Annotated in this window: 24 protein-coding genes; 10 read left to right on the forward strand and 14 right to left on the reverse strand. The window is 67.7% G+C overall.

Annotated features, from left to right (window positions below; all coding sequences use genetic code 11):
- The first annotated feature begins 145 nt into the window (after positions 1–145).
- Together moaB and ppk2 are read left to right on the forward strand one after the other, a co-directional pair.
- Positions 146–664: a molybdenum cofactor biosynthesis protein B gene (gene moaB / locus FHT08_RS09325; protein WP_166774931.1), complete on the forward strand. Its 519-nt coding sequence runs from the start codon at positions 146–148 to the stop codon at positions 662–664.
- Between the two features lie 32 nt (positions 665–696).
- Positions 697–1,479, forward strand: a complete 783-nt coding sequence (gene ppk2, locus FHT08_RS09330; protein WP_166774932.1) for a polyphosphate kinase 2 — start codon at positions 697–699, stop codon at positions 1,477–1,479.
- On the opposite strand, the gene FHT08_RS09335 is transcribed toward ppk2, so the two are convergent.
- From FHT08_RS09335 to FHT08_RS09350, 4 genes are all read right to left on the reverse strand, one after another.
- On the reverse strand, positions 1,461–2,687 hold the full coding sequence (locus FHT08_RS09335; RefSeq protein ID WP_166774933.1) for a hypothetical protein: 1,227 nt from the start codon (positions 2,685–2,687) through the stop codon (positions 1,461–1,463). The genes ppk2 and FHT08_RS09335 overlap by 19 nt on opposite strands.
- A gap of 84 nt (positions 2,688–2,771) precedes the next feature.
- On the reverse strand, positions 2,772–3,038 hold the full coding sequence (locus tag FHT08_RS09340) for an acylphosphatase (RefSeq protein WP_104604284.1): 267 nt from the start codon (positions 3,036–3,038) through the stop codon (positions 2,772–2,774).
- On the reverse strand, positions 3,038–3,646 hold the full coding sequence (locus FHT08_RS09345) for a TlpA disulfide reductase family protein (RefSeq protein WP_104538427.1): 609 nt from the start codon (positions 3,644–3,646) through the stop codon (positions 3,038–3,040). Before FHT08_RS09345 ends, FHT08_RS09340 begins: the two co-directional genes overlap by 1 nt.
- The gene (locus FHT08_RS09350; RefSeq protein WP_166774934.1) at positions 3,643–4,920 is read right to left on the reverse strand and encodes a YihY family inner membrane protein; all 1,278 of its coding nucleotides are present in this window, start codon (positions 4,918–4,920) and stop codon (positions 3,643–3,645) included. Before FHT08_RS09350 ends, FHT08_RS09345 begins: the two co-directional genes overlap by 4 nt.
- A gap of 16 nt (positions 4,921–4,936) precedes the next feature.
- On the opposite strand from FHT08_RS09350, the gene wrbA reads away from it, so the two are divergent.
- From wrbA to ybaK, 4 genes are all read left to right on the forward strand, one after another.
- Positions 4,937–5,629, forward strand: a complete 693-nt coding sequence (gene wrbA / locus FHT08_RS09355; RefSeq protein WP_208408952.1) for an NAD(P)H:quinone oxidoreductase — start codon at positions 4,937–4,939, stop codon at positions 5,627–5,629.
- Complete coding sequence (locus FHT08_RS09360; RefSeq protein WP_104538429.1) at positions 5,626–5,970, forward strand: DUF2069 domain-containing protein; 345 nt, start codon at positions 5,626–5,628, stop codon at positions 5,968–5,970. The genes wrbA and FHT08_RS09360 overlap by 4 nt, the downstream gene beginning before the upstream one ends.
- Positions 5,971–6,055: 85 nt before the next feature.
- Positions 6,056–6,541, forward strand: a complete 486-nt coding sequence (locus tag FHT08_RS09365) for an asparaginase domain-containing protein (RefSeq protein WP_166774936.1) — start codon at positions 6,056–6,058, stop codon at positions 6,539–6,541.
- A gap of 4 nt (positions 6,542–6,545) precedes the next feature.
- Positions 6,546–7,019, forward strand: coding sequence for a Cys-tRNA(Pro) deacylase (ybaK, locus tag FHT08_RS09370; protein ID WP_104604275.1), 474 nt, complete (start codon positions 6,546–6,548; stop codon positions 7,017–7,019).
- Here the strand turns inward: ybaK and FHT08_RS09375 are convergent.
- The 6 genes from FHT08_RS09375 to FHT08_RS09400 all read right to left on the reverse strand — a co-directional run bounded on the left by FHT08_RS09375 (position 7,016) and on the right by FHT08_RS09400 (position 13,454).
- On the reverse strand, positions 7,016–7,663 hold the full coding sequence (locus FHT08_RS09375) for a S8 family serine peptidase (protein ID WP_166774937.1): 648 nt from the start codon (positions 7,661–7,663) through the stop codon (positions 7,016–7,018). The genes ybaK and FHT08_RS09375 overlap by 4 nt on opposite strands.
- An 87-nt stretch (positions 7,664–7,750) precedes the next feature.
- Positions 7,751–9,160, reverse strand: coding sequence for a S8 family peptidase (locus tag FHT08_RS09380; RefSeq protein ID WP_166774938.1), 1,410 nt, complete (start codon positions 9,158–9,160; stop codon positions 7,751–7,753).
- Positions 9,161–9,420: 260 nt separating this feature from the next.
- Positions 9,421–11,166 (reverse strand): S8 family peptidase, encoded by a 1,746-nt coding sequence (locus FHT08_RS09385; RefSeq protein ID WP_166774939.1) that lies wholly within the window; start codon positions 11,164–11,166, stop codon positions 9,421–9,423.
- 314 nt (positions 11,167–11,480) lie between these two features.
- Complete coding sequence (locus tag FHT08_RS09390; protein ID WP_166774940.1) at positions 11,481–12,566, reverse strand: branched-chain amino acid aminotransferase; 1,086 nt, start codon at positions 12,564–12,566, stop codon at positions 11,481–11,483.
- A 64-nt stretch (positions 12,567–12,630) separates the two neighbouring features.
- A complete protein-coding gene (sufT, locus tag FHT08_RS09395) occupies positions 12,631–13,185 on the reverse strand; it encodes a putative Fe-S cluster assembly protein SufT (protein ID WP_017156958.1) in 555 nt (184 codons plus the stop codon).
- Positions 13,186–13,229: 44 nt separating this feature from the next.
- Positions 13,230–13,454, reverse strand: coding sequence for a hypothetical protein (locus tag FHT08_RS09400; protein WP_166774794.1), 225 nt, complete (start codon positions 13,452–13,454; stop codon positions 13,230–13,232).
- On the opposite strand from FHT08_RS09400, the gene FHT08_RS09405 reads away from it, so the two are divergent.
- The gene (locus FHT08_RS09405) at positions 13,357–13,776 is read left to right on the forward strand and encodes a hypothetical protein (RefSeq protein ID WP_166774941.1); all 420 of its coding nucleotides are present in this window, start codon (positions 13,357–13,359) and stop codon (positions 13,774–13,776) included. The genes FHT08_RS09400 and FHT08_RS09405 overlap by 98 nt on opposite strands.
- A 472-nt stretch (positions 13,777–14,248) precedes the next feature.
- On the opposite strand, the gene FHT08_RS09410 is transcribed toward FHT08_RS09405, so the two are convergent.
- On the reverse strand, positions 14,249–15,706 hold the full coding sequence (locus tag FHT08_RS09410) for an NAD(P)(+) transhydrogenase (Re/Si-specific) subunit beta (RefSeq protein ID WP_104604265.1): 1,458 nt from the start codon (positions 15,704–15,706) through the stop codon (positions 14,249–14,251).
- Positions 15,703–16,008, reverse strand: a complete 306-nt coding sequence (locus FHT08_RS09415; protein WP_104604584.1) for an NAD(P) transhydrogenase subunit alpha — start codon at positions 16,006–16,008, stop codon at positions 15,703–15,705. Before FHT08_RS09415 ends, FHT08_RS09410 begins: the two co-directional genes overlap by 4 nt.
- 123 nt (positions 16,009–16,131) lie before the next feature.
- On the opposite strand from FHT08_RS09415, the gene FHT08_RS09420 reads away from it, so the two are divergent.
- Genes FHT08_RS09420 through FHT08_RS09430 form a run of 3 tightly spaced genes read left to right on the forward strand, consistent with a single transcriptional unit; the run spans position 16,132 to position 17,530 of the window.
- The gene (locus tag FHT08_RS09420; protein ID WP_104604263.1) at positions 16,132–16,695 is read left to right on the forward strand and encodes an RNA polymerase sigma factor; all 564 of its coding nucleotides are present in this window, start codon (positions 16,132–16,134) and stop codon (positions 16,693–16,695) included.
- Positions 16,692–17,036: a hypothetical protein gene (locus FHT08_RS09425; protein ID WP_166774942.1), complete on the forward strand. Its 345-nt coding sequence runs from the start codon at positions 16,692–16,694 to the stop codon at positions 17,034–17,036. Before FHT08_RS09420 ends, FHT08_RS09425 begins: the two co-directional genes overlap by 4 nt.
- Before the next feature lie 5 nt (positions 17,037–17,041).
- Positions 17,042–17,530, forward strand: coding sequence for a DUF3106 domain-containing protein (locus FHT08_RS09430; RefSeq protein ID WP_166774943.1), 489 nt, complete (start codon positions 17,042–17,044; stop codon positions 17,528–17,530).
- Positions 17,531–17,702: 172 nt separating this feature from the next.
- On the opposite strand, the gene FHT08_RS09435 is transcribed toward FHT08_RS09430, so the two are convergent.
- Together FHT08_RS09435 and FHT08_RS09440 are read right to left on the reverse strand one after the other, a co-directional pair.
- Positions 17,703–18,794 carry an NAD(P) transhydrogenase subunit alpha gene (locus FHT08_RS09435; protein WP_166774944.1) on the reverse strand — a complete coding sequence of 364 codons (1,092 nt, stop codon included), beginning with the start codon at positions 18,792–18,794 and terminating at the stop codon, positions 17,703–17,705.
- A gap of 346 nt (positions 18,795–19,140) precedes the next feature.
- Entirely contained in the window at positions 19,141–21,495 is a 2,355-nt protein-coding gene (locus FHT08_RS09440; protein ID WP_104538440.1) for a DUF1631 domain-containing protein, read from the reverse strand.
- Between the last annotated feature and the right edge of the window lie 62 nt (positions 21,496–21,557).

Below are 21,557 nucleotides of genomic sequence, written 5' to 3' on the forward strand. Positions count from 1 at the left end.
CTTTTCAAGGTAAATGACTGTCTTCCGCTGCACCCTCACTCGAGCCCCTCTCCCGGGGGGAGAGGGGCTCGAGAGCGACTCGTCCGTTGTGCGGCTTCACGCCGTGGTGCTGTACCCGGTCGTCCCGGCTCGCTAGGCTTGGGGCATGCCTTCCACTCCCGACTTCATTCCCTTGCACCTGTGCGTGCTGACGGTGTCCGACAGCCGCACGCTGGCCGACGATCGCTCCGGCGACTATCTGGCCGATGCCCTCACCCACGACGGTCACGTGCTGCACGAGCGCGCCCTGTGTCCGGACGATCGCTACCGCATGCGCGCGATCGTCTCTGCGTGGATCGCCGATGCGCAGGTCGACGGCATCCTGATCACTGGCGGCACCGGCTTCACCGGCCGTGACAGCACGCCGGAGGCGATCACGCCGTTGCTGGACAAGACCATGCCCGGTTTCGGCGAGTTGTTCCGCGCGGTCAGTGTCGACGAAATCGGCACCTCGTCGCTGCAGTCGCGCGCATTTGCGGGGCTGGCCAATCACAGCTTCGTGTTCTGCCTGCCCGGCTCCACCTCGGCCTGCCGCACCGCCTGGGGAAAGATCGTGCGTGCGCAACTGGATGCGCGTACCAAACCGTGCAATCTGGCGACACTGCGTCCACGTCTGGGCGAATAGCCTGCGCGCTCTCCACACGTGTCGGAACGCGCATGTCGCACCTGAAACGCAAGGCCTACAAGAAGCTGCTGGCACCGCTGCAGCTGGAACTGGTCACCATGGCGCGCTGGCTGCGGCATACCAACCAGCGCGCGCTGGTGCTGGTGGAAGGCCGCGACACCGCCGGCAAGGGCGGTGTGATCCAGGCCATCGCCAGCCATCTCAACCCGCGCCAGTGCCGGGTGGTGGCGTTGCCGACACCCAACGACCGCGAAAGCACGCAATGGTATTTCCAGCGCTATGTGGCGCACCTGCCGGCGGCCGGCGAGTTGGTGCTGATGGATCGCAGCTGGTACAACCGCGCCAGCGTGGAACGGGTGATGGGCTATTGCACCGACGCACAGTACGACGCGTTTCTGGAACAGGCGCCGCGCTTCGAGCAACTGCTGGTCGACGACGGCATCCTGCTGTTCAAGTACTGGTTGTGCGTGGATCAGGCCGAGCAGGAACGGCGCTTTGCCGAACGCCAGGAAGATCCGCTCAAGGGCTGGAAGCTGTCGCCGGTGGATCTGCAGTCACGCAGCAAGTACGAGGACTACACCGCCGCGCGCGAGCGCATGCTCGAGGTGACGCATACGCCGGATGCGCCATGGACGCTGGTGGATTTCCACGACCAGAAGCGCGGCCGATTGAGCCTGATCCGCAATCTGCTGGATCGGCTCCCCGACACCGCGGTGCCCGATGACACGCTGCAGTTGCCGCCGTTGAACGGCAAACCGCACAAGGAACGTTATGGCGTGCTGGAACCGATCGACGGTTACGCCGGCCAGTCCTGAGAGATCTCGTCGCTGGCGGCGGTGGCGCGTGGCAAGGGATACAGGCCAGCCTGACGCTCGGCCTGCTCGGCCTGCAGCACCAGCTGACTCAGGCGCTGACTGAACAACTGGATGAAACCGCGGTGCAGCGGGCGCATCGCTTCGATGTAATCCACATCGTCGGCCTGCGGGCCGAGCGGGCTGCAGGACGACAGCAGCACTTCGTCAAGGCGTAGCGTGCTGTCGGGCAGATGCACCAGCGCGGCGCGGCGCAGCCAGTCGCGCAGACCCTGGCGGTACTCGGCGGCCAGGATGTAGGCCACCTCGACCTGATCCAGGTCCACATCCGGATTCCACGCCAGCACCTGGATGACCTGCGAGCGCTCGTCCAGCATGCGGCTCTCGGCCACCAGGCCCTGCAATTGCTGCAGCAGGCGCCACTGGACGCCGGCGGCCTCGCGCTGCGGGGCCGGCATGGCCTCGATCGCCAGCGCCAGGCGGCGTGCGAACAGCGCGGGCACCTCGGCCAGGACGATCGGGCCGGCATCGGCGCCGAGCAGGAAACGCTCGGTACGCAGCGTGGCGGTGTCGGGCAGGTAGCCGTCCTGCAGCGGGCGCATCACGCCGTGGTCGAGCAGCGACAGCACCACATCCAGCCAGTAGCGACGCTCCTGTTGCAGCGCGCGGTTGGCGGTGGCGTTCTGCCAGGCCGGACGGACATCGTCCAGGCGCGCGATGCAGGCCTGGGCATCCAGGGTGTCCCAGGGCGCGCGGGTGGCGTCGTCGGGATCGAAATTCTCCACGCTGAGCATGCCGCCGCCGAAGCGATGCCAGGCGGCGCCGCGCTGGGTGCCGGCAGGATCGGGCCTGGCCGATAGCGGCACAGCGGTGGCCGGACGCAACAGCGCAGCGTAGGCGTCGGCCCAGCAATCGGGCAGACGCGCCGACAACGGATAGCTGGCCGCGGACGACCCCAGGCCGTGATGTGCGAGCTTCAGGCTCCACAGCACCGCACCGATCACGATGCCGCCGAAAATCCAGGCCAGCAGCCAGCTGGTGGACGCCTGTCCAGGCTGCAGCACACGGGTCTGCGGCTGCAAAAACAGCAACCAGCCGCTGCCCGCCACGATGCCCAGATACAACCATGGCACGAGCCGGGCCAGGTGACGGTTGCGGTGGTGGGCAGGCAGTTCGTGCCCGTCGGTGTGATCTTGAGATGGAGCAGCCATACATTCCCCCTGCACGCCTGATCGCGCTGACAAGGTTATCGGCGACGCATCGCAAGTCTGTTGCCCTGCTCCGGTGGCAGCGACTCAGCCAGTTACAAATTCTTCAGTCGGCGGCGGCGCGCACGGCGTGCGTGTCACCGCCGCGACCCTGGCCGCCGGCGGGCCTTGCCATAACCAGGTCTCCAGCGCGCCCAGCGCGGCGTCGGGCCCGGCAGCGACCACTTCCACGCTGCCGTCGGGCTGGTTGCGCGCATGCCCACGCAGGCCCAGCGCAACCGCGCGCTCGCGGGTGGAGGCGCGGAACCACACGCCCTGCACCACGCCGGTGACGATAAAGCGCGCCGCCTGCATCAGCCGGACTTGCCGGTGATGCCCACCGCCGTTTCGATGTCGCGTGCAGTCACCGGGCCAAGGAACTGCTTGGCGAGCTTGCCGTCCGGCCCGATCAGATACGTCATCGGCAACCCGCGCGGCGTGGCGAAGTCCTGCGGCGGCTGGTAGGGGTCGAGGATGGCGATCGGGTACGACACCGGGTGGTCCTTCAAAAACGCCTGCATGTCGGCGCTGCTGATGTCTTCATAGGCCAGGCCCACCACTTCGATGGTGTCGCGCATGGTGTGCAGCGCCGACAGCTCGGGCATTTCCTTCAGGCATGGCGCGCACCATGTGGCCCAGAAATTGACCACCACCCACTTGCCGCGATGCGCGGCCAGGTCATAGGCCTCGCCGGTCACGGTCGGCAGCGACAGCTTGGGCATCTCGGCGGTCTGCTGCACCACCGAGGTGTCGGTTGGGCTGGCCGGGTCGGCGGGGGCGGCCGGCGTTTGCGGTGTCTGTGCGGTGGTCGCCGGCGCTGCACCGCCAGCGGCGGGCGTGCCCTCGCCGGTGGGTTTGCAGGCGGTCAGCAACACCAGCGGCAACAGCAGCGCACAGGCGCCGCGCACAAGGCGCACGGTCATGGAAGGTCTCCGGGAAGGTGGGTGTAGAGGTCGCCGACCGGTTGCGCCAGCACACTGCGCAAGGGTTGGCGCAGTTGTTCCAGCGCAGCGGACGCGGCCTGGCCATAGACATCGTCGCGGCACGGCAGGGGGCGGTCTTCGATCGGCACGCGCAGCTGGCAGCTTTCGTAGAGTTCGGCCAGCGGCACCACATCCAGATCGCGTGCCAGCAGCCATTGACCGCGCTCGTCGCGCCGCAGCAGGCGGATGCGCTTGAGTTCGCACAGCAACTCCTGCATCAACGTGTCGGTGAGCATCGGCTCCAGTGCCAGGATGCGGTCTTCGTCCAGGCCGTTGCCGTGGATGCGCGCCTGGCGGAAACGGCCGAGCAGGCGCAGCAAGCCATAGATCTCAAAGCCTGGTGGCAGCCGCATCGCTTCGGGCTGGTAGCGGAATGCCGCCATCGAGGACGCCAGCGAGGCGCCCAGCAGCACCGAGACCCAGCTCAGGTAGATCCACAGCAGCAGGATCGGCAGCGCCGACAGCGCGCCGTAAATGCGCTGATAGGTCTGGAAATTGCCCAGGTAGAAGCCGAAGCCCCACTTGACGATTTCCATCAGGATCACCGCCAGTAATGCGCCCGGCAGCGCATGCCGCAGGCGCACCGCATGCTGCGGCACCACGCGGTAGATCAGCACGATGCAGACGAATTCCACCGCCATCGGCGCCAGCCGCCAGGCGAATTCGGCCAGCCACTGGCCTTCGGTGGTGCGGAACAGCGGCAACGCGAACACGTAGGCGGCCATCGCCATCGAGGCGGCGGCCAGCATCGTGCCCAGGGTGAGCACCGTCCAGTAGATCAGAAAGCGCGTCACCTTCGGCCGTGCGGCGGCCACCCGCCAGATGCTGTTGAAGGTCTGCTCGATGCTGTGCAGGGTGATCAACAGCGAGGCCACCAGCGCGACCATACCGGCCACGGTGAACTTGCCCAGATCCTCCAGCGAACGATTGAGGTAGTTCTGCACCGAGCGCGCCGCGCCGGGCACGAAGTTGTTGAAGATGAAGTCGGTCAGCGCGTCCTTCCACTCGTTGAAGGCCGGAAACGCCGACAACACCCCGAACACCACGATCGCCAGCGGCACCAGCGCGAATACCGTGGTGTAGGCGAGCGAGGCGGCCGCCTGGAACAGGCGGTCATCGAGAAAGCGGCGCCACAGGAAGCGCCCGAAGCTGACCGTGCGCGCGCGGTCGCGCAGCCGTTCTTTCCATTGGTGGATTTTGTTCACACGCGACATCGCGCAAGGGTACCCGATGCGCCGTCGTCGCGGCCTTGCCGCAACTGCGGCGTGCAGGCGGGCGGTGGCTTGGCCGATACTGCGTCGAACTCACACAGGCGGTGGATGCGCGATGGCGGAGATTCTGGTGCTGTATTACAGCCGTGGCGGTTCGGTGGCGCGGCTGGCGCGGCAGATCGCGCGCGGCATCGGCGAAGTGCCCGGCGTGGGCGCGCGGCTGCGCACGGTACCGCCGGTGGCGGCGGTCACCCAGACCAGCGCCCCGCCGGTACCTGACGAGGGCGCGCCGTATGTGGACAAGGCCGATCTGGCCGAATGCAGCGGTTTGCTGCTGGGCAGCCCGACCCGCTTCGGCAACATGGCCGCGCCGATGAAGCATTTCCTCGACGGCCTGGGCGCCGAGTGGGCCAGCGGCACCCTGGCCGGCAAGCCGGCAGGCGTGTTCACTTCCACCGCCTCGATGCACGGCGGCCAGGAATCCACCTTGCTGTCGATGCACCTGCCGCTGCTGCACCACGGCTGCCTGATCGTCGGCATCCCGTTCACCGAGCCGGCGCTCAGCCATACCACCAGCGGCGGCACGCCCTACGGCGCCAGCCATGTCTCCGGCGCCGGCGGCGACCCGCAACCGAGCGAGGACGAAGCGCTGCTGGCGCGTGCGCTGGGCCGCCGGGTGGCCGATATCGCCCGGCGCCTGGCCAGCCCATGAGCCTGCGCGCCACGCATTGGCTGCTGACTGCCGCGCTGATCGCGCTGACGGTGCTGTTCGTGAGCTGGTTTCACGACGACCGCCACCGCACCGCGGCGCTACTGGTGTTCGCGCTGCCGCCGGCGCTGATGGCCGCGCTGGTGTTGCGCAGCGCACGTGCGCGTTTCTGGGCCGGCGTGTTCGCGCTGGGCTGGTTCAGTCACGGCGTGATGGCCGCCTGGAGTCAGCCGCAGGCGCGTGGGCTGGCCTGGCTGGAAGTACTGCTGGCGCTTGCGGTTGTGGCATTGGTGGGTGGCCCCGGCATGGCGGCACGCTTGGGCCGCCCGCGCCCTCCACGTTGACCCGCTTGGGCAGCACCCGCGCCGGGGTCGTATCATGACGGCCCTCGCGCGGCCTGCACCGCGCCCGTTTGAAGGACCCGCAGCAATGGAAGACCTCCTGATCGTCACCACCGGTGGCACGATCGACAAGATCTACTTCGACGACAAATCGGACTACCAGATCGGCGACCCGCAGATCGGCCAGATCCTCAAGGAGCTGGGTGTGACCTTCCGCTTCTCGGTGATTCCGATCATCCGCAAGGATTCGCTGCACATCACCGCTGCCGACCGCGAACTGGTGCGCGCCACCATCGCCGCCCAGCCGACGCGCCATGTGCTGATCACCCACGGCACGGACTCGATGGTGGAAACCGGCAAGGTGCTGCAGTCGATCGCCGACAAGACCATCGTGATGACCGGCGCGCTCAATCCGGCGCGCTTTCGCGGCTCCGATGCCGAGTTCAACATCGGCTGCGCGGTCGGCGCGGTGCAGTCGCTGCCGGCCGGCGTGTACATCGCCATGAACGGGCGCATCTGGAATCCGAACAAGGTGCGCAAGAACGTCGCCGCCAACCGCTTCGAATCGCTCTGACGCCATGAGCAAGGCCACCCGTGCGACCAGGGCATTGGACGCCGCCGGCGTGGCCTATGTGTTGCACCCTTACGCCTACCAAGCCGATGCGGACGCGAAGGGCGTGCAGGCGGCAAACGCCTTGGGACTGGCGCCGCACACGGTGCTGAAAACACTGATGGCCTGGGTCGACGACCAGGCGGTGTGCGTGGTGATCCCGTGCGATCGCCGGGTGTCGCTGAAGAAGCTGGCCAGTGCCTGCAACGGCAAGTCGGCGCGCATGATGGAGGTGGCCGATGCCGAGCGCCGCACCGGCTACAAGGTCGGCGGCATCAGCCCGCTCGGGCAACAACGCCAGGCGCCGGTCCTGATCGAAGCCAGCGCACTGGATGTCCCGTCGCTGTGGATCAACGCCGGGCAACGCGGCCTGCTGCTGGAGTTGCCGGGCGATGGCATCGTTGCCGCATTGCAGGCGCGGCCCTGCGGTGTCTGCGACTAGACGCGGCGGTACATCGCGCCGCGTGCGTGTGCGCTGGCGCCAGCCGGCACTCGGAAATCCGCAAAGTACCTAGTGCTTGCGGCTGCGATCACCCGCAGGCTGCGCGTGCCCGAGGGCACAGTGACCTGGTAATACAGCGAGCCACCGGTCGCTGTGGCCAGGCCGTTGCGCGCCGCATTGCTGGTCAGGGTGGTCGAGGCAATCACTGCAGCCACTGCACCATCGGCGTTGACCAGCCCTGCCCCGCAGCCCTGCGGACAGGCTACCGGCAATGCACGCGCAGTGCTCTTGAGCATCGCGTCGACGCCGGCCGCACTGAGCGGATCGAGCGCCACCGACTGCATCAGCGCCACCACGCCGGCCACGTGCGGCGCCGCCATCGAGGTGCCGCTGTAGACCGCATAACCGGGGCTACCCGCCGCCGTGCTGCCGCTGTTGAGCGTGGACAGAATGGCCTGCCCGGGCGCGGCGATATCCACGCCCGGGCCGAAGTTGGAAAAGCCGGCCCTGGCCCCGACCGAGGTGGTCGCCGCCACCGCGATCACGTTCGGGCAATTGGCCGGCACGCTCTGGGCGACGTCGACATCGCTGTTGCCGGCGGCCGCCTGCCTCCAGAACGCCGTTGCCCCGCGTGGGCGGGGCAACGGGGGTGTCGAGCGTGCGCTGCAGCCGCACTGCATCACGCACGCCGACGCGGTGCCAACGGCTCGGCCACTGGCACCGTGCGGTCCTTACGGGGTCTGACTGACCGCACCGGCCGCGTTGACGATGCCGGCGCCGCAGCCGCCCGAGCAGGCGCCGGGTAGCGGACGCGCGGTGTTCTTCAACAGTGTTTCCACCGCCGCCGGGGTCAGCGGACGGCTGGCGGCCGACTGCACCAGCGCCACCACGCCGGCCACGTGCGGGGCTGCCATCGACGTACCGTTATAGGAGGCGTAGCTGGCGCTGCCCGGGGTGGTGGTACCGCTGTTGAGCGTGGACAGGATCGCAGAGCCCGGCCCGGAGATGTCGATGGTGCTGCCGAAATTGGAGAAGCTCGAACGCGCGCCGGCCGAGGTGATCGACGCCACCGAGATCACGTTGGCGCAGCTGGCCGGGGTGAAGTTGGCCACGTTGGCATTGCTGTTGCCGGCCGCCACCACCACCGTGGTACCGCGCGACACCGCGCCGTTGATGGCGTTCTGGTAGGTGCTCGAGCAGGTGCCGCTGCCGCCCAGCGACATGTTGATCACTTCGGCCGGATTGGCATTGGCCGGCACGCCGGAAACGGTGCCGCCCGATGCCCAGACGATCGCGTCGGCAATGTCGGAGGTGGTGCCGCCGCACAGACCCAGCGCACGCACCGGTACGATGCGCGCATTGAACGCGGTGCCGGCCACGCCGGTGCTGTTGTTGGTGACCGCAGCGATGGTGCCGGCCACATGGGTGCCGTGCCAGCTGGAGTTGGCCGCTGGCACACCGGAGCCGCATTGGTCGGCAGCGCGCCAGTCGCCCTGGTCGGCCGGATTGTTGTCGCGACCATTGTTGTCACGCGCCCGCGCCGCGTCGCTGATGAAGTCGTAACCCGGCAGCACATTGGCGTTGAGATCCGGGTGGCTGGTAATGCCGGTGTCGATCACCGCCACCACTACGCCAGTACCGGTGGCGGTGTCCCAGGCCGGACGCACGTTGATGCTCGAGGCGGTGGTGCCGAAGCCCCACTGCTCGGACAGACGGGTGTCGTTGGGGGTCAGCGTCGGGTACATGATCTGATCGACTTCCACGTACTCCACGCTCGGGTCGGCGGCGAGCCGGCGCATCAGCGTCTCGGCCTCGGCACGGTCCAGGCCACGGTCGGTCTTGAGCACTTCCGAACCCAGCGCGGTGCGACGCACGTGATTCAGGCCCAGCGCACGGCCGGCGCGTGCCGGCACGGCGGTAGCGATCGAATTGAGCGACGCGCGCATCGAGGTCGGGCTCACTGCGGCGCTGGAACCGTCCCGGTACTTGACGATGAAGCGGTCCAGGGTGGGCTGCGAATCCAACCCGGAAAGATTGACCTGACCGGCAAACGCCGGCACCGCCAGCAGCGAGGTCAGCGCGGACACACCCAGGACCACCAGCGCGCGCGTGGGCGCACGTCGTTGCGACACATTGGACATCGATCGTTCCTTATTTGAGAGGTACCGCAATTGCGGCGAGATGGCCGAACCGGCTCCACGTGCCGCGGATCGGGTCGGGCAGTGCGCGGGCGCGGGCGCCCGGCGAGACGACTGACCGATGTCCGTTCCGGTCGAGCGGCAACACATCGCCGGCGCCCGCCGATGCGGCAGACGTGGGCGATACGTCGCTGATGGGGTGAAGCGGATCTGCTGCAGCGGATCGGCACCGCCCGGCCATGGCCAGGCAGTGCCGACGTGCCTCAGTAGCTGGCGCGCAAGGTCACGCCGGAGAACGTGCTGTATGCCTTGACCCGCACGTAGTAGGTGCCCGACGGCGCGCTGATGCTGCAGGTCTCGGCATTGCCGCTGCGGTACGGACGGCAGGTGTAGGTGGTGTCGGTCGGCGCACTGCCGGCACGCACATACAGGTCTGCATCGCCGCTGCCGCCGCTGATCGCCACGGTCAGCGTGCCGCTACCGGCCGGCACTGCGATGGTGTAGTTCAGTTCCGCACCCGTGGCCGCGCCCAGTCCGGTGACCGGCGTGCCGTTGGTCAGGGTGTTGCCGGTGCCGCCACCGCCGCCGCCATTGCTGCCACTGATGGCGGCTGTCACCGCCGCATCGGCATTGACGATGCCGGCGCCGCAGCCGCCCGAGCAGGCGCCCGGCAGCGCACGCGCGGTGTTCTTCAACAGGGTTTCCACGGCTGCCGGCGTGAGTGCGCTCGGCGCGACCGACTGCACCAGCGCGACCACGCCGGCCACATGCGGCGCCGCCATCGAGGTGCCGTTGTAGGACGCGTAGCTGGCACTGCCCGGGGTGGTGGTGCCACTGTTGAGGGTGGACAGGATCCCCGAACCCGGTGCCGACACATCGATTCCGGTGCCGAAGTTGGAATAGCTGGCCTTGGCGCCGGCCGAGGTGGTGGCTGCCACTGCGATCACGTTGGCGCAGTTGGCCGGCAGCGAACCGGACACGTTGGCAGAATCGTTGCCGGCCGCCACCACCACCGTGGTGCCGCGCGAGACCGCACCGCTGATCGCGTTCTGCATGGTGGTCGAGCAGGTACCGCCGCCGCCGAGCGACATGTTGATCACCTCGGCCGGATTGGCGTTGGCCGGCACGCCGCTGACACTGCCGCCGGAAGACCAGACGATAGCGTCGGCAATATCCGACAGCGAACCGCCGCACTTGCCGAGCACGCGCACCGGCACGACCTTGGCGTTGTAGGCAGTTCCCGCCACGCCGGTGGTGTTGTTGGTCACCGCGGCCACCGTGCCGGCCACATGGGTGCCGTGCCAGCTGGAATCGGAGGCGGGAATGCCGGTGCCGCATTCATTGGCGGCGTACCAGTCGCCTTCGTCGGCGGGATTGCTGTCGCGCCCGTTGCCATCGCGCGCCGTGGTGGCATCGCTGATGAAGTCGTAACCCGGCAGGATGTTGGCGTTGAGATCGGCATGGGTGGTGATGCCGGTGTCGATCACCGCCACCACCACGTTGGCGCCGGTGGCCTTGTCCCAGGCCGGGCGGATATTGAGGCCGGCGTTGGTGGTGCCGAAGGCCCATTGCTCGGACAGGCGGGTGTCGTTCGGGGTCAGTGTGGCGTGCAGGATCTGGTCGACTTCCACGCTCTGCACGTTGGGGTCGGAGGCCAGCTGGCGCATCAGGGTTTCGGCGTCGGCACGGTCGAGTGCACGGTCGGTCTTGACCAGCTCCGGTCCCAGCGCCAGGCGGCGCACCGAGTTCAGGCCCAGCGCCTTGCCGGCCTTGGCCGGAACAGCGCGCGCGGCGGTGCGCAGCGAGGTGTTCAACGCGGTTGGACTGGCCAGCGCGGTGCTGCCGTCCTTGTAGGTCACGATGAACTTCTGGTGGGTTTGAGCGGTCGCCAGGCCATCCAGGTACACCTCGCCGGCAAAGGCCGGGGTTGCCAACAACAACGACGTCAGCGCAGCTGCGCTCAGGATGGTCAGTGCACCGGGGCACTTGCGGAAAGGCTCGTTCGACATCGAATTCCCTTCTAGATCAAAGAGCACCGCCGGAGCGGTGGTAACCGGTGCCGCCTTCCATAGGTCAGCACCAGCGTCCCGGATCGACCCCCTGTTATCGATCCGTTCAGCGAACCTACCGCACTACAACCAGGCTGGACAATAACAAGTTCGCACTTTTGCTCAATGAAATATCATTTTTGTGACACCGTACGGCACCGTTCAGTCAGTTGACGACACTATCGGACATGAATTGGCACACACCTGCTGCGCTGCGGCCAAAAAAAAGCCTCTGCGCGATTGCGCAGAGGCCTGTTTTGACGCGACGGGTCGGCTCAGGACAGACGCACCAGCCAACCGCGGCGGTCCGGGACACGCCCGTACTGGATGTCGGTCAGCTCCTGGCGCAGCGACATGGTCACCTCGCCGGCCGGGGCGGAGAGATCGCCGACCGCAAAGCCATCGCCCTTCAGCTCGCCGATCGGGGTGACCACGGCAGCGGTGCCGCAGGCGAACACCTCGCTGATCTCGCCCGACGCCACGCCCTGCTTCCACTCGTCGATGGCGACCTTGCGCTCGACTACCCGCATGCCGCGGTCGCGGGCCAGTTGCAGGATGCTGTCGCGGGTGATGCCTTCCAGGATGCTGCCGGACAGTTCCGGCGTCACCAGCGTGCCGTCCTTGTAGACCAGGAACACGTTCATGCCGCCCAGTTCTTCGATGTACTTGCCTTCCACCGGGTCCAGGAACAGCACCTGCGAGCAGCCCTGCGCATAGGCCTTCTGCTGCGGCAGCAGCGAGGCGGCGTAGTTGCCGCCGCACTTGGCCGCACCGGTGCCGCCCTTGGCCGCACGTGCGTATTCGGTGGACAACCAGATCGACACCGGCGCCACGCCCTTGGCGAAATACGGGCCGGCGGGACTTGCGATGACGTAGTACGAGGCCTTGTGCGCCGCACGCACGCCCAGGAACGCCTCGTCGGCGATCATGAACGGGCGGAAATACAGGCTGGTTTCCGGCGCCGACGGCACCCAGCTCGCGTCCACTGCCACCAGCTGGCGCAGCGATTCGACGAACAGGTCCACCGGCAGTTCAGGCAACGCCAGCCGGCGCGCCGAGCGCTGCAGCCGCTCGCCATTGGCTTGCGGGCGAAAGGTCCAGATCGAGCCGTCGGCATGCCGGTAGGCCTTGATGCCCTCGAAGATTTCCTGGCCGTAATGCAGCACCGAGGCGGCCGGATCCAGCTGCAGCGGGCCGTACGCACGTACCTGCGCGTCGTGCCAACCGAGCTCGTTGGTCCAGGAAATGGCGACCATATGGTCGGTGAAATGCAGCCCGAAGCCGGGTGCGGCCAGGATCACGGACAGCTCGTCGGCACTGCGCGGCGACGGGGAACGGGTGGAAGCGAAGGACACGGACACCGGAAGATTCCTGTATGGCGGGCGGAAGGACGCGGCGCCACCTGTTGGACATGGCGCCTGACGATCAGAGCATGCCGGTCTCGAGACGGGCCGCTTCGGACATCATATGCCGGCCCCACGGCGGGTCGAAAACCAGCTCGACGTCGGCTTCGGCAATGGTCGGGATCATCTCCACCTTGCTGCGCACGTCGTCGACCAGGATCTCGCCCATGCCGCAACCGGGCGCGGTGAGGGTCATCTTGACGTCCACCCGGCGCTGGTCGTCTTCCTCGCGATGGCTGACCACCGCCTCGTAGACCAGGCCCAGATCGACGATGTTGAACGGGATCTCCGGGTCGAAGCAGGTGCGCAGTTGCTGCCACACCAGTGCCTCCACCTCTTCGTCGCTGGCATTGGCGGGCAGTTCCAGCCCCGGCGGTGCCTCCTTGCCGATCGCATCGCCATCCTTGCCGGCAATGCGGAACAGGTTGCCCTCGACAAAGACGGTATAGCTGCCACCCAGCGCCTGGGTGATATAGCCATAACTGCCTGCGGGCAGGGTCACCGAATCGCCCTGCGGCACCATGACGGCATCGCAATCGCGTTCGAACTGGACGGGTTCGCTGCTACGGGAGTACATGGGCTGGATATGGGGCCGCGGCGGATGCGCGCAAGTCCGCCATTCTAGCCGACCACGGCAATGTCACTGCCGTTGCGGATGGAGCCAGCGACGACGCTGCATTCCATCGGCGCGTCCATCACCACGCAAAACACGGCGCGCCTTATCATGTGCGCACTGTCAGGAGTTCCAATGCCGCCCACCACCGCGTCCGCCAGAACCGCGCACTGGCTCTGGCCCCCGCTCCTGCTGCTGGGATGCGTCACCGCCCTGATCGCCTGGATGCTCATCGCGCTTGCCCTGGGCAACCAGACCGGCTGGATGGCGGTGCTGGTGGCCCTGGAAATCGTCTGGATGCTGCGCCTGGGCACGCTGGGCGCCGGCCCGTTGCGCATCGGTATCGCGGTCGTGGCGACCGCGCTGATCATCGTCGGCGCCAACTGGGGCATCGCCTCGGCGCAGCTGGGTGGCGCACTGGGCCTGGACCCGTGGACCTCGGCGCAGAAGATGGGCACCGGGCTGGCCTGGACCCTGCTGCAACTGGCCAACAACGGCTTCGACCTGCTGTGCTATGCCGCCGCACTGGTCCTGGCGTGGTGGGCGGCACGCTGAGTCGGACGTGTTCGCAACGGCTATCAGTAGGCATTGTGTTGAAGCTGATGCTTCGTCTGCACAGCTCAAGTCACGCGGCTCCCTACCTAGCGCTAGCGCTTTATTTTCCTGACGCAGCGATATCCGGGGAACTCCGCGACTTGGCTGCCTGGTGCGGTGTCCTCACCGGTTGCGGGACCCTTGGCGGCATGGATGCCGCCACCGAGCTTCCACGGACGGATGCACGGCGTGTCCCGCGAGCGGTGAGGGCACCGCGCACTCGACTCACCGCGTTTTGACTGTCACTAAGCACCGCTGCGACTCGAAAGCTCGTTGGCTTGTCTCGGGCTGGCTGCTAAGACTGGCCGGATAGTGCGGATAGAACACTCGTGAAGCAGCCGATCTGCGGCTCAGCTGTGGAACTGGCAGCGAGCACACCGCCCTCGATCAAGTGGCTTCACAAGTTAATCTGCTAACTCGCTCGCACGACGCCTCAATGCCCGCCCCCGTCCAGCGCCTTCAGCTCGCTGACCAGCGCGCCGGCCGCTTCTGCGCCATCGCCGTACAGCATGCGGGTGTTGTCGGCGTAGAACAGCGCATTCTCGATGCCGGCAAAGCCGGTGCCCTTGCCGCGCTTGATCACTACCGTGTTCTTCGAATTGACCACGTCCAGGATCGGCATGCCGTAGATCGGGCTGGCCGGGTCGGTCCTGGCCACCGGGTTGACCACGTCGTTGGCGCCGATCACCAGCGACACGTCGGTGCTGGCGAACTCGGGATTGATGTCGTCCATGTCGGCGATCAGGTCGTAGGGCACGCCGGCCTCGGCCAGCAGCACGTTCATGTGCCCGGGCATGCGCCCGGCAACCGGGTGGATCGCGAACTTCACCTTGACCCCGCGCGCGATCAGCCGCTGCGCCAGCTCCCAGATCTTGTGCTGCGCCTGTGCCACCGCCATGCCGTAGCCGGGCACGATCACCACCCGCTCGGCGAACGCCATCATCGCCGCCACGTCGCCGGCCTCGATCGGCTTCTGCGCCCCGGCGATCTGCTGTGCCTGCCCGCCGCCGCCGAAGTTGGAAAACAGCACCCCGCTGATCGGCCGGTTCATCGCCTTGGCCATCAGGCGCGTCAGCAGGATGCCGGCGGCGCCGACCATCATGCCGGCGATGATCAGCGCCTCGTTGCCCAGTACATAGCCTTCGAAAGCCACCGCCAGGCCGGTGAATGCGTTGTACAGCGAGATCACCACCGGCATGTCGGCGCCGCCGATCGGCAGCGTCATCAACACGCCCAGCGCCAGCGCCACCACGAAGAAGGCGATGATCGCCAGCGGCTGAAGGCTGCTGGCCGCCCAGATACCGAGCGCCAGCACCGCCAGTGCCACCAGCAGATTGAAGGCTTGCTGGCCCGCAAAGGTCACCCGACGGTCGAGCCGGCCATCCAGCTTGGCCCAGGCCACGATCGACCCGGACAACGACACTGCGCCGATCGCCGAACCGACCACCGCCAGCACCACCGTGGTGGTGTCCGGCTGCCGCGCCGCCAGTTCGGCGATCGCCTGGGCGCTCCAGTGGGTGGTGTCGCGGTTGGCGAAGAAGGCAAAGCGCAGCAACTCCACCGCCCCGATCGCCGCCGCCGAGCCGCCGCCCATGCCGTTGTACAAGGCCACCATCTGCGGCATGTCGGTGATGGCGACCTTCCTGGCCGACCACCACGCCACCCCGGTGCCGATCGCCAGCGCGGCCAGGATCAGCGGCACGTTATGCAGCTCGGGCAGGAAGAATGTCGCCACCGTGGCGATCAGCATGCCCAGCCCGGCCCAACGGATGCCGCTGCGCGCGGTCAACGGCGACGCCATGCGTTGCAACCCGAGCAGGAACAGGGTCGCCGCGACCAGATAGCTGGACTTGACCAGCCACGCCAGCAATGCGGCGGTGGACACGTTCATGGCGCGTCTCCGCCCGGTGGCTTCTTGCTGGACTTGAACATGTCCAGCATCCGCTCGGTCACCACGTAACCCCCGGCCGCATTGCCCGCACCCAGCATCACCGCAACGAATCCCAGCGCTTTTTCCAGCGTGGTATCGGCGTGCCCCAGCACCACCATTGCGCCGATCAGCACGATGCCGTGGATGAAGTTGGAACCGGACATCAGCGGGGTATGCAGGATCGCCGGCACCCGCGAAATGATCACGTGGCCGGCGATGGCCGCCAGCATGAAGATGTACAGCGCTACGAACCCGTCGCTCATGGTCTTTCGCTCCACTGGCCGGTGCGGCCCGCCGATCATACCCACGCCGTGCGTGCCCGGGCGCGTGTCAACCGAATCGGCACTCGGCCGTTGACGTCGTATCGTCTCTGCGGAAGCTACGCTGTGCTGGTGGGAACCCCTTTCGATCCGCAACCTGCCGCACCCGCCGCCACCGCGCCGGTTTCGCTGGACGCCTTCCTGGCCGGCATCGGCCCGCGTGCGTTCCGGTTTGCCGAGGCCGGCCTGCGTCACCGCGAAGATGCGCTGGACGCCGTGCAGGACGCCATGGTGAAGCTGCTCGGCTACCGCGAGCGCCCGGCCGCCGAATGGACGCCGCTGTTCTGGAGCATCCTGCGCAGCCGCATCATCGACCTGCAGCGCCGGCGCAGCTTCCGCCTGAAGTTCTGGGCGCCGGCCGAACGCGCCGACGATGAAGGCACCATCGACTGGGCCGACCCCGGCACAGGCCCGGTGGACGAACAACAGCATCAACAGGCCTACCAACGGCTGGTCCAGGCCCTGCGCGGATTGCCGGCGCGCCAGCGCGAAGCGTTCACGCTGCGGGTGCTGGAAGACCTGGACGTGGCCACCACCGCCAAGGCGATGGGCTGCTCGGAAGGCTCGGTCAAAACCCACCTGTCGCGTGCGCGCGACGCGTTGCAGAAACAGTTCGAGGATTTGCTGTGAACCGCTCCCACGACCCGGTCCAGCTGAATGCGCAATTGCGCCAGCTGCATGCCACCGCACTCACCAGCCTGCCGCCGCAGACCTTGGCGCGCCTGCGCCAGGCCCGTCACGCGACCGCTCCCACACGCGCCCGACGCGGCTACTGGCTGCTGGCGACCGCGTGTTCCGGGCTGCTGGCGATCGGCATCGGCCTGCAACTGCGGCCGGGCGAGCGCACCGCGCCCGGCCCCGCCCCGACCCAAGCGGTCGCCGGCACCACCACCGATACCGACGACATGCTGACCCAGAATCCGGACCTGTACGTCTGGCTGGGGTCCGACACCGCCCTGGCCATGGAATAAGCACGATGACCCGCACCACCCGCCTGTTGTTGACTCTGCTGCTGTGCGCTGCACCCTGCGCCTCCTTGCTGGCCCAGGCCCATCCCCCGGAACCGCCGGGACCGCCGCCGGATGGCCCCGGTCCGCGACGTCCCGGCCCGCGCGAGGCAGACACGCCGATGCCCGAGTGGGACAAGCTCACCCAGCAGCAACAGCAGGTGCTGATCGATGCGCTGCACCAGCGCTGGAACGATGTGCCGGAAGAACGCCCGCGCACGTATCGCCACGCGCGCCGCTGGCTGGACATGACCCCGGAGCAACGCAAACAGGCCAAGGCCGGCATGGACCGCTTCCGCAACATGAATCCGGCGCAACGCCGCGAGGCGAAGGCCTTGTTCGAACGCATGCGCACGCTCAACCAGCAACAACGCAATGAGCTGCAGCAACGCTGGCAGAAGATGAGCCCGGCCGAGCGCAACACCTGGTTGCGCGAGCATCCGTCAACCGACGATTGACGGCAGCGCCACCGCGGCGAGTGCGGCACGCCATCGCACGGGTCCCCGGTCGCGCGCGGCCACCGTAGGAGCGCGCTGGCGCGCGACGGAGCATTACCGATAAAGCGCCATCGCGCGCCAATGCGCTCCTATCCGGAAACGCAAACGCGCAAGGCGCATGGGCTCGGCGGGGCTACGCAGTCGCTGGCGCCGACCAGCGCGTTTTCGCCAGCAGTTCGTCGTCCCAGTCGAACGCCAGCGCGCCATCCTTGATCAACAACGCGGCGAACGCGTAGACATTGCGCGCGAACATTTCGCTGGCGTGTATCGCGCCCTGGCTGGCCAGATTGAGCGGGCCGGCAATCACCACGCCGTCGCGCTCGTAGGTGTCGCCTGGCCGGGTGGCGGCGCAATTGCCGCCGGCTTCGGCGGCCAGATCGACGATCACGCTGCCGGCGCGCATGCCGTGCAGCATCTCCGTGCTCAGGATCTTGGGCGCCGGCCGGCCGGGCACGGCGGCGGTGCAGACCACCACGTCAACGCTTTTGAGATGCTCGGCCAGCCGGTGTTGCTGTTCGGCGCGTTCGTCGTCGGTGAGCTGGCGCGCATAACCGCCCTCGCCGGCCGCGCTCACGCCCAGATCCAGAAAACGCGCACCCAGCGAGGCGATCTGCTCGCGCGTTTCCGGGCGTACGTCGAAGCCTTCGACCTGCGCGCCCAGCCGCTTGGCGGTGGCGATCGCCTGCAGCCCGGCCACGCCCGCACCGATCACCAGCACCTTGCACGGGCGCATGGTGCCGGCGGCGGTGGTCAGCATCGGAAAAAAGCGCGGCGTCAGTTGCGCGGCGATCAGCACGGCCTTGTAGCCGGCCATGCCGGCCTGCGAACTCAATACGTCCATCGATTGCGCACGCGTAGTGCGTGGCAGGCGCTCCAGCGGAAACGCGACCAGCTCCCCGGTGGCAATCGCCTGCGCACGTGCCGGGTCGGCGTCCGGCGCCAGCATGCCGATCAGCACCGCGCGGGGCTTACACTGCTGCAGCACCTCGGTGGGCGGTGCCTGCACGCTCAGCAGCACCTCGGCCTGGCCCAGGGTGTCTGCCGTGGCGAGCCGCGCCCCGGCCTGAAGATACGCTGCGTCGGCCATGCTGCTGGCGCAGCCGGCGCCAGGCTCGATCCACACGCTGGCGCCGAGCGAGACCAGTTTCTTGACCGTTTCCGGCGTGGCGGCGACACGGCGCTCGCCTGCCGCGTGTTCTTTCAGCACCAGCACCTGCACAGCCATGCATTGCTCCGCTCGCGCGCCTTTGGTCGGGGCGATGCTAGCAGAGCGTGCGGCAGTCACGCTCCGGCCGGCAGCATCGGGAGCGAGCAACTGCTAGGGGCGGCATCAGCGCCACCGCTTCGGTGCGGTGGTCGATGGCAAGGCGACACTGCTGGCCGAGACAGCCCAAGCATCGATGGCATCGATACTGCGGTACATGCCTGGGGCGATGCGGTGGCGGCCTTCGACCAGCCCGGGCCAGGGCTGAGCAGGGGCTGGCTCGGTCATCGCGGCAGCGCTGGGTTCTTATCGGCCAGGTGCGCGCCTGACCGTAAGGCGATGCGTCGAGCGCATCGCGCGTCACCCGCTAGTGCACGGTGCTGTTGTGCAGCGGGTCCAGGCGGTCGATGACGCCCTGCATGGCGCTGTCGAAGGCGCCGTCGTTGATGTGCTCGCGCAGCCGGCCCAGACGCACCATCACCGCCAGTTCCTCCGGCGAGGCGACGCAGAAGCGCACGCCGCGGCGATTGACGAATAGCAACCGCTGCGAGATCGGGCTCACCCAGGACAGCTTACCCGCCTGCACCTTGCCGTCCTTGTCGACAAAATCCAGCCAGGTGCCGATACCCATCGCGCGGAAACGCTCGGCATCGGCGCTGTCGATGCTCTGCGCCACCGCCTCGGCACCCAGCACCACACTGACGCTTTCGGCAGCCGGGGGCGGCAGGTTGACCTGGGGCAGTTCCGGCAAGGCCTTTTCCAGCTCAGGACGCGCCTCGGCGATCGCCTGCAGGGTGTCGTGCAGCGCACCGATCGCCACCACCACTGCATCGCCATGCAGGCCGACGCTGGCGAACACGCGGTGCAAGGCCGGCTGCCAGACCTGCAGCCACGGCTTGCCGACGATATGGCGGCGCGCCTCGGCCAGTTCCTCGAGCACGCCATCGGCCAGGGCCAATGCCTCGACGGTGCCGGGACCTTCGTCGCCGTCGCGCAGGATCGCCATGGTCAGATGGTGCAGCCACGGCTGACGCAGGAAATCCTCCACGGCCTTGGGCAGCGGCGCCCCCGCTTGCGTGCGCTGTTCCAGCTCCGACAGCGCGCGGCTGCGTGCCAGTTCGAGCTTCTCCTGACCGCGTTGGGTTTCGGTGGCGCGCCGCTCGGCGATTTCCACCCGACGCCGGTGCTGCGACAGGAAATCGCGGAATTCCTCTTCCAGGGTCAGGAAGATCGCCAGGTTCTCGTTGAATTCGGCCACCAGGCGGTCGACGATTTCCTCGACCTTGCCCATCAGCACGCGCTCGGCAGCGGTGTCGCCGTTGTTGCCCTCGCAGGCCTCGGCCAGCGAATTGAGCAGGCGCCGCGCGGGATGGGTCTTCTGCACGAACATCTTGCGATCCAGCAGCGCAACCTTGACGAAGGGCACCACCAGCCGGCCGATCATTTCGCGCGACCGGTTTTCCAGATCGCGCTCGTCCAGCATCACGTCGAACAGCATGCCGACCAGATCGATCGCATCCTCGTCCATCGGGTCCAGACGCGCGGTCGCCGGGTCCACGCCCAGCCGTGTGGCGCTGGACAGCACCTCGTTCTTCAGCCGCTGGGCAAGCGACTCGGTGTCGTCGCCGATGGCCGCCTGCAGCGTCGCGCTCGGCGTGGCCTGCAGCAGCGACAGCACCGACATCATCTCGCGCTGGCTCAGCGGGCGTTGCTGGCCCACCGCCACCGATGCGGCAGAGGCAGTGTTGTCGCGCACGCTGCGGGTCTGCTGCAGCAGTTCGTGCAGTGCTTCCAGCAACATGCCCTGGCTGCCGCCGGGATGACCGGCCTCATCCCCGTCCATGCCGCCGGCAGCGCCGCCGGCATGGTCACGTTGGGCTGCGGCCTGCATGCGGCCACGGCTATGCGCCCAGCGGTCCAGAAAGCGGTTGGCCCAGGCCGGTGCGTACTGGTCGTTCTGGTCGTCGCCGCCGATCTCGGCAACCGCGCCCTGCGCCTCGGCCTGCGCGCGCTCTTCGGCGGTGTCGCCACGTGGCTGCACGCGCGGCGGCGGGCGCTTGGGCTGGGAGATTTCGGGCATGACGCCGGCCTTGGCCAGCGTCTCGTCCAGACGCGCATACAACTTGCCGATCGGCTCGGCCAGGTCGCGCTCGCACAGCTTGATCAGCACCAGGCGCACTTCCGGCGCCAGGTCGCAGGTGGCGAAGGCTTCGTGGATCGCCACGCCCAGATGTTCCGGACCGAGCGGGTTGGTGTCGGCCACCAGCTCCAGGCCGCCGGCGATCCAGCCCAGGCGGCGGTCCACCCGCGCCAGCACCTGCTTGAAGTCACGCAGCAGCACGGTGGCCAGATTGCGCACCGCCAGCCGCGATTCGAGCACGTGTTCGGGCACCAGACTCAGCGGGCCGGTGCCAATGTCGCCTGCCAGGACCACTTCGGCCGACAAAGGCTCGCCCAGCAGCAGCGCCTGCCAGCCGTCGTCCAGCTGCTGGCGGAACCGTGTGGACACTTCGTCGCGCTTGCGGCGCAACTCGCGCATACCATCGAGAAACAGCAATTGGGATGCGCCCGCGGATTCGGCGCGATCGAACAGCACATCGTCGAAGTGTGCGACTGCAGCTGCAAAAACCTGCGCGAGCGCGGGCACGAACACGGCGTATGCCTGTTCGAGCAAGCGTTGGTCACGGCCCGGATGTCCCGACGGACTGGGCTGAAAAGTCATGCGCAAAGGCTCCCCGCCCCTGCAGGCGTGAAAATATCCAAACGAAAAGAAACAGACGCGGC

Source organism: Xanthomonas sp. CFBP 8151 (assembly GCF_011761885.1).
GTDB classification, from domain to species: Bacteria; Pseudomonadota; Gammaproteobacteria; order Xanthomonadales; family Xanthomonadaceae; genus Xanthomonas; species Xanthomonas arboricola_B.

Coding starts and splice junctions, on each gene's coding strand:
- FHT08_RS09340 (WP_104604284.1), bottom strand. CDS start 3,038: ATGCAGGCGGCGCGCTTTATCGTCACCGGCGTGGTGCAGGGCGTGTGG.
- FHT08_RS09380 (WP_166774938.1), bottom strand. CDS start 9,160: ATGTCCAATGTGTCGCAACGACGTGCGCCCACGCGCGCGCTGGTGGTC.
- ppk2 (WP_166774932.1), top strand. CDS start 697: ATGTCGCACCTGAAACGCAAGGCCTACAAGAAGCTGCTGGCACCGCTG.
- FHT08_RS09335 (WP_166774933.1), bottom strand. CDS start 2,687: ATGGCTGCTCCATCTCAAGATCACACCGACGGGCACGAACTGCCTGCC.
- FHT08_RS09345 (WP_104538427.1), bottom strand. CDS start 3,646: ATGACCGTGCGCCTTGTGCGCGGCGCCTGTGCGCTGCTGTTGCCGCTG.
- FHT08_RS09360 (WP_104538429.1), top strand. CDS start 5,626: ATGAGCCTGCGCGCCACGCATTGGCTGCTGACTGCCGCGCTGATCGCG.
- FHT08_RS09400 (WP_166774794.1), bottom strand. CDS start 13,454: ATGAGCATCCAGGCGATCAGGGCGGTGACGCATCCCAGCAGCAGGAGC.
- ybaK (WP_104604275.1), top strand. CDS start 6,546: ATGAGCAAGGCCACCCGTGCGACCAGGGCATTGGACGCCGCCGGCGTG.
- FHT08_RS09415 (WP_104604584.1), bottom strand. CDS start 16,008: ATGAGCGACGGGTTCGTAGCGCTGTACATCTTCATGCTGGCGGCCATC.
- wrbA (WP_208408952.1), top strand. CDS start 4,937: ATGCGCCGTCGTCGCGGCCTTGCCGCAACTGCGGCGTGCAGGCGGGCG.
- FHT08_RS09440 (WP_104538440.1), bottom strand. CDS start 21,495: ATGACTTTTCAGCCCAGTCCGTCGGGACATCCGGGCCGTGACCAACGC.
- FHT08_RS09430 (WP_166774943.1), top strand. CDS start 17,042: ATGACCCGCACCACCCGCCTGTTGTTGACTCTGCTGCTGTGCGCTGCA.
- FHT08_RS09385 (WP_166774939.1), bottom strand. CDS start 11,166: ATGTCGAACGAGCCTTTCCGCAAGTGCCCCGGTGCACTGACCATCCTG.
- FHT08_RS09365 (WP_166774936.1), top strand. CDS start 6,056: ATGGAAGACCTCCTGATCGTCACCACCGGTGGCACGATCGACAAGATC.
- FHT08_RS09405 (WP_166774941.1), top strand. CDS start 13,357: ATGCCGCCCACCACCGCGTCCGCCAGAACCGCGCACTGGCTCTGGCCC.
- sufT (WP_017156958.1), bottom strand. CDS start 13,185: ATGTACTCCCGTAGCAGCGAACCCGTCCAGTTCGAACGCGATTGCGAT.
- moaB (WP_166774931.1), top strand. CDS start 146: ATGCCTTCCACTCCCGACTTCATTCCCTTGCACCTGTGCGTGCTGACG.
- FHT08_RS09410 (WP_104604265.1), bottom strand. CDS start 15,706: ATGAACGTGTCCACCGCCGCATTGCTGGCGTGGCTGGTCAAGTCCAGC.
- FHT08_RS09435 (WP_166774944.1), bottom strand. CDS start 18,794: ATGGCTGTGCAGGTGCTGGTGCTGAAAGAACACGCGGCAGGCGAGCGC.
- FHT08_RS09350 (WP_166774934.1), bottom strand. CDS start 4,920: ATGTCGCGTGTGAACAAAATCCACCAATGGAAAGAACGGCTGCGCGAC.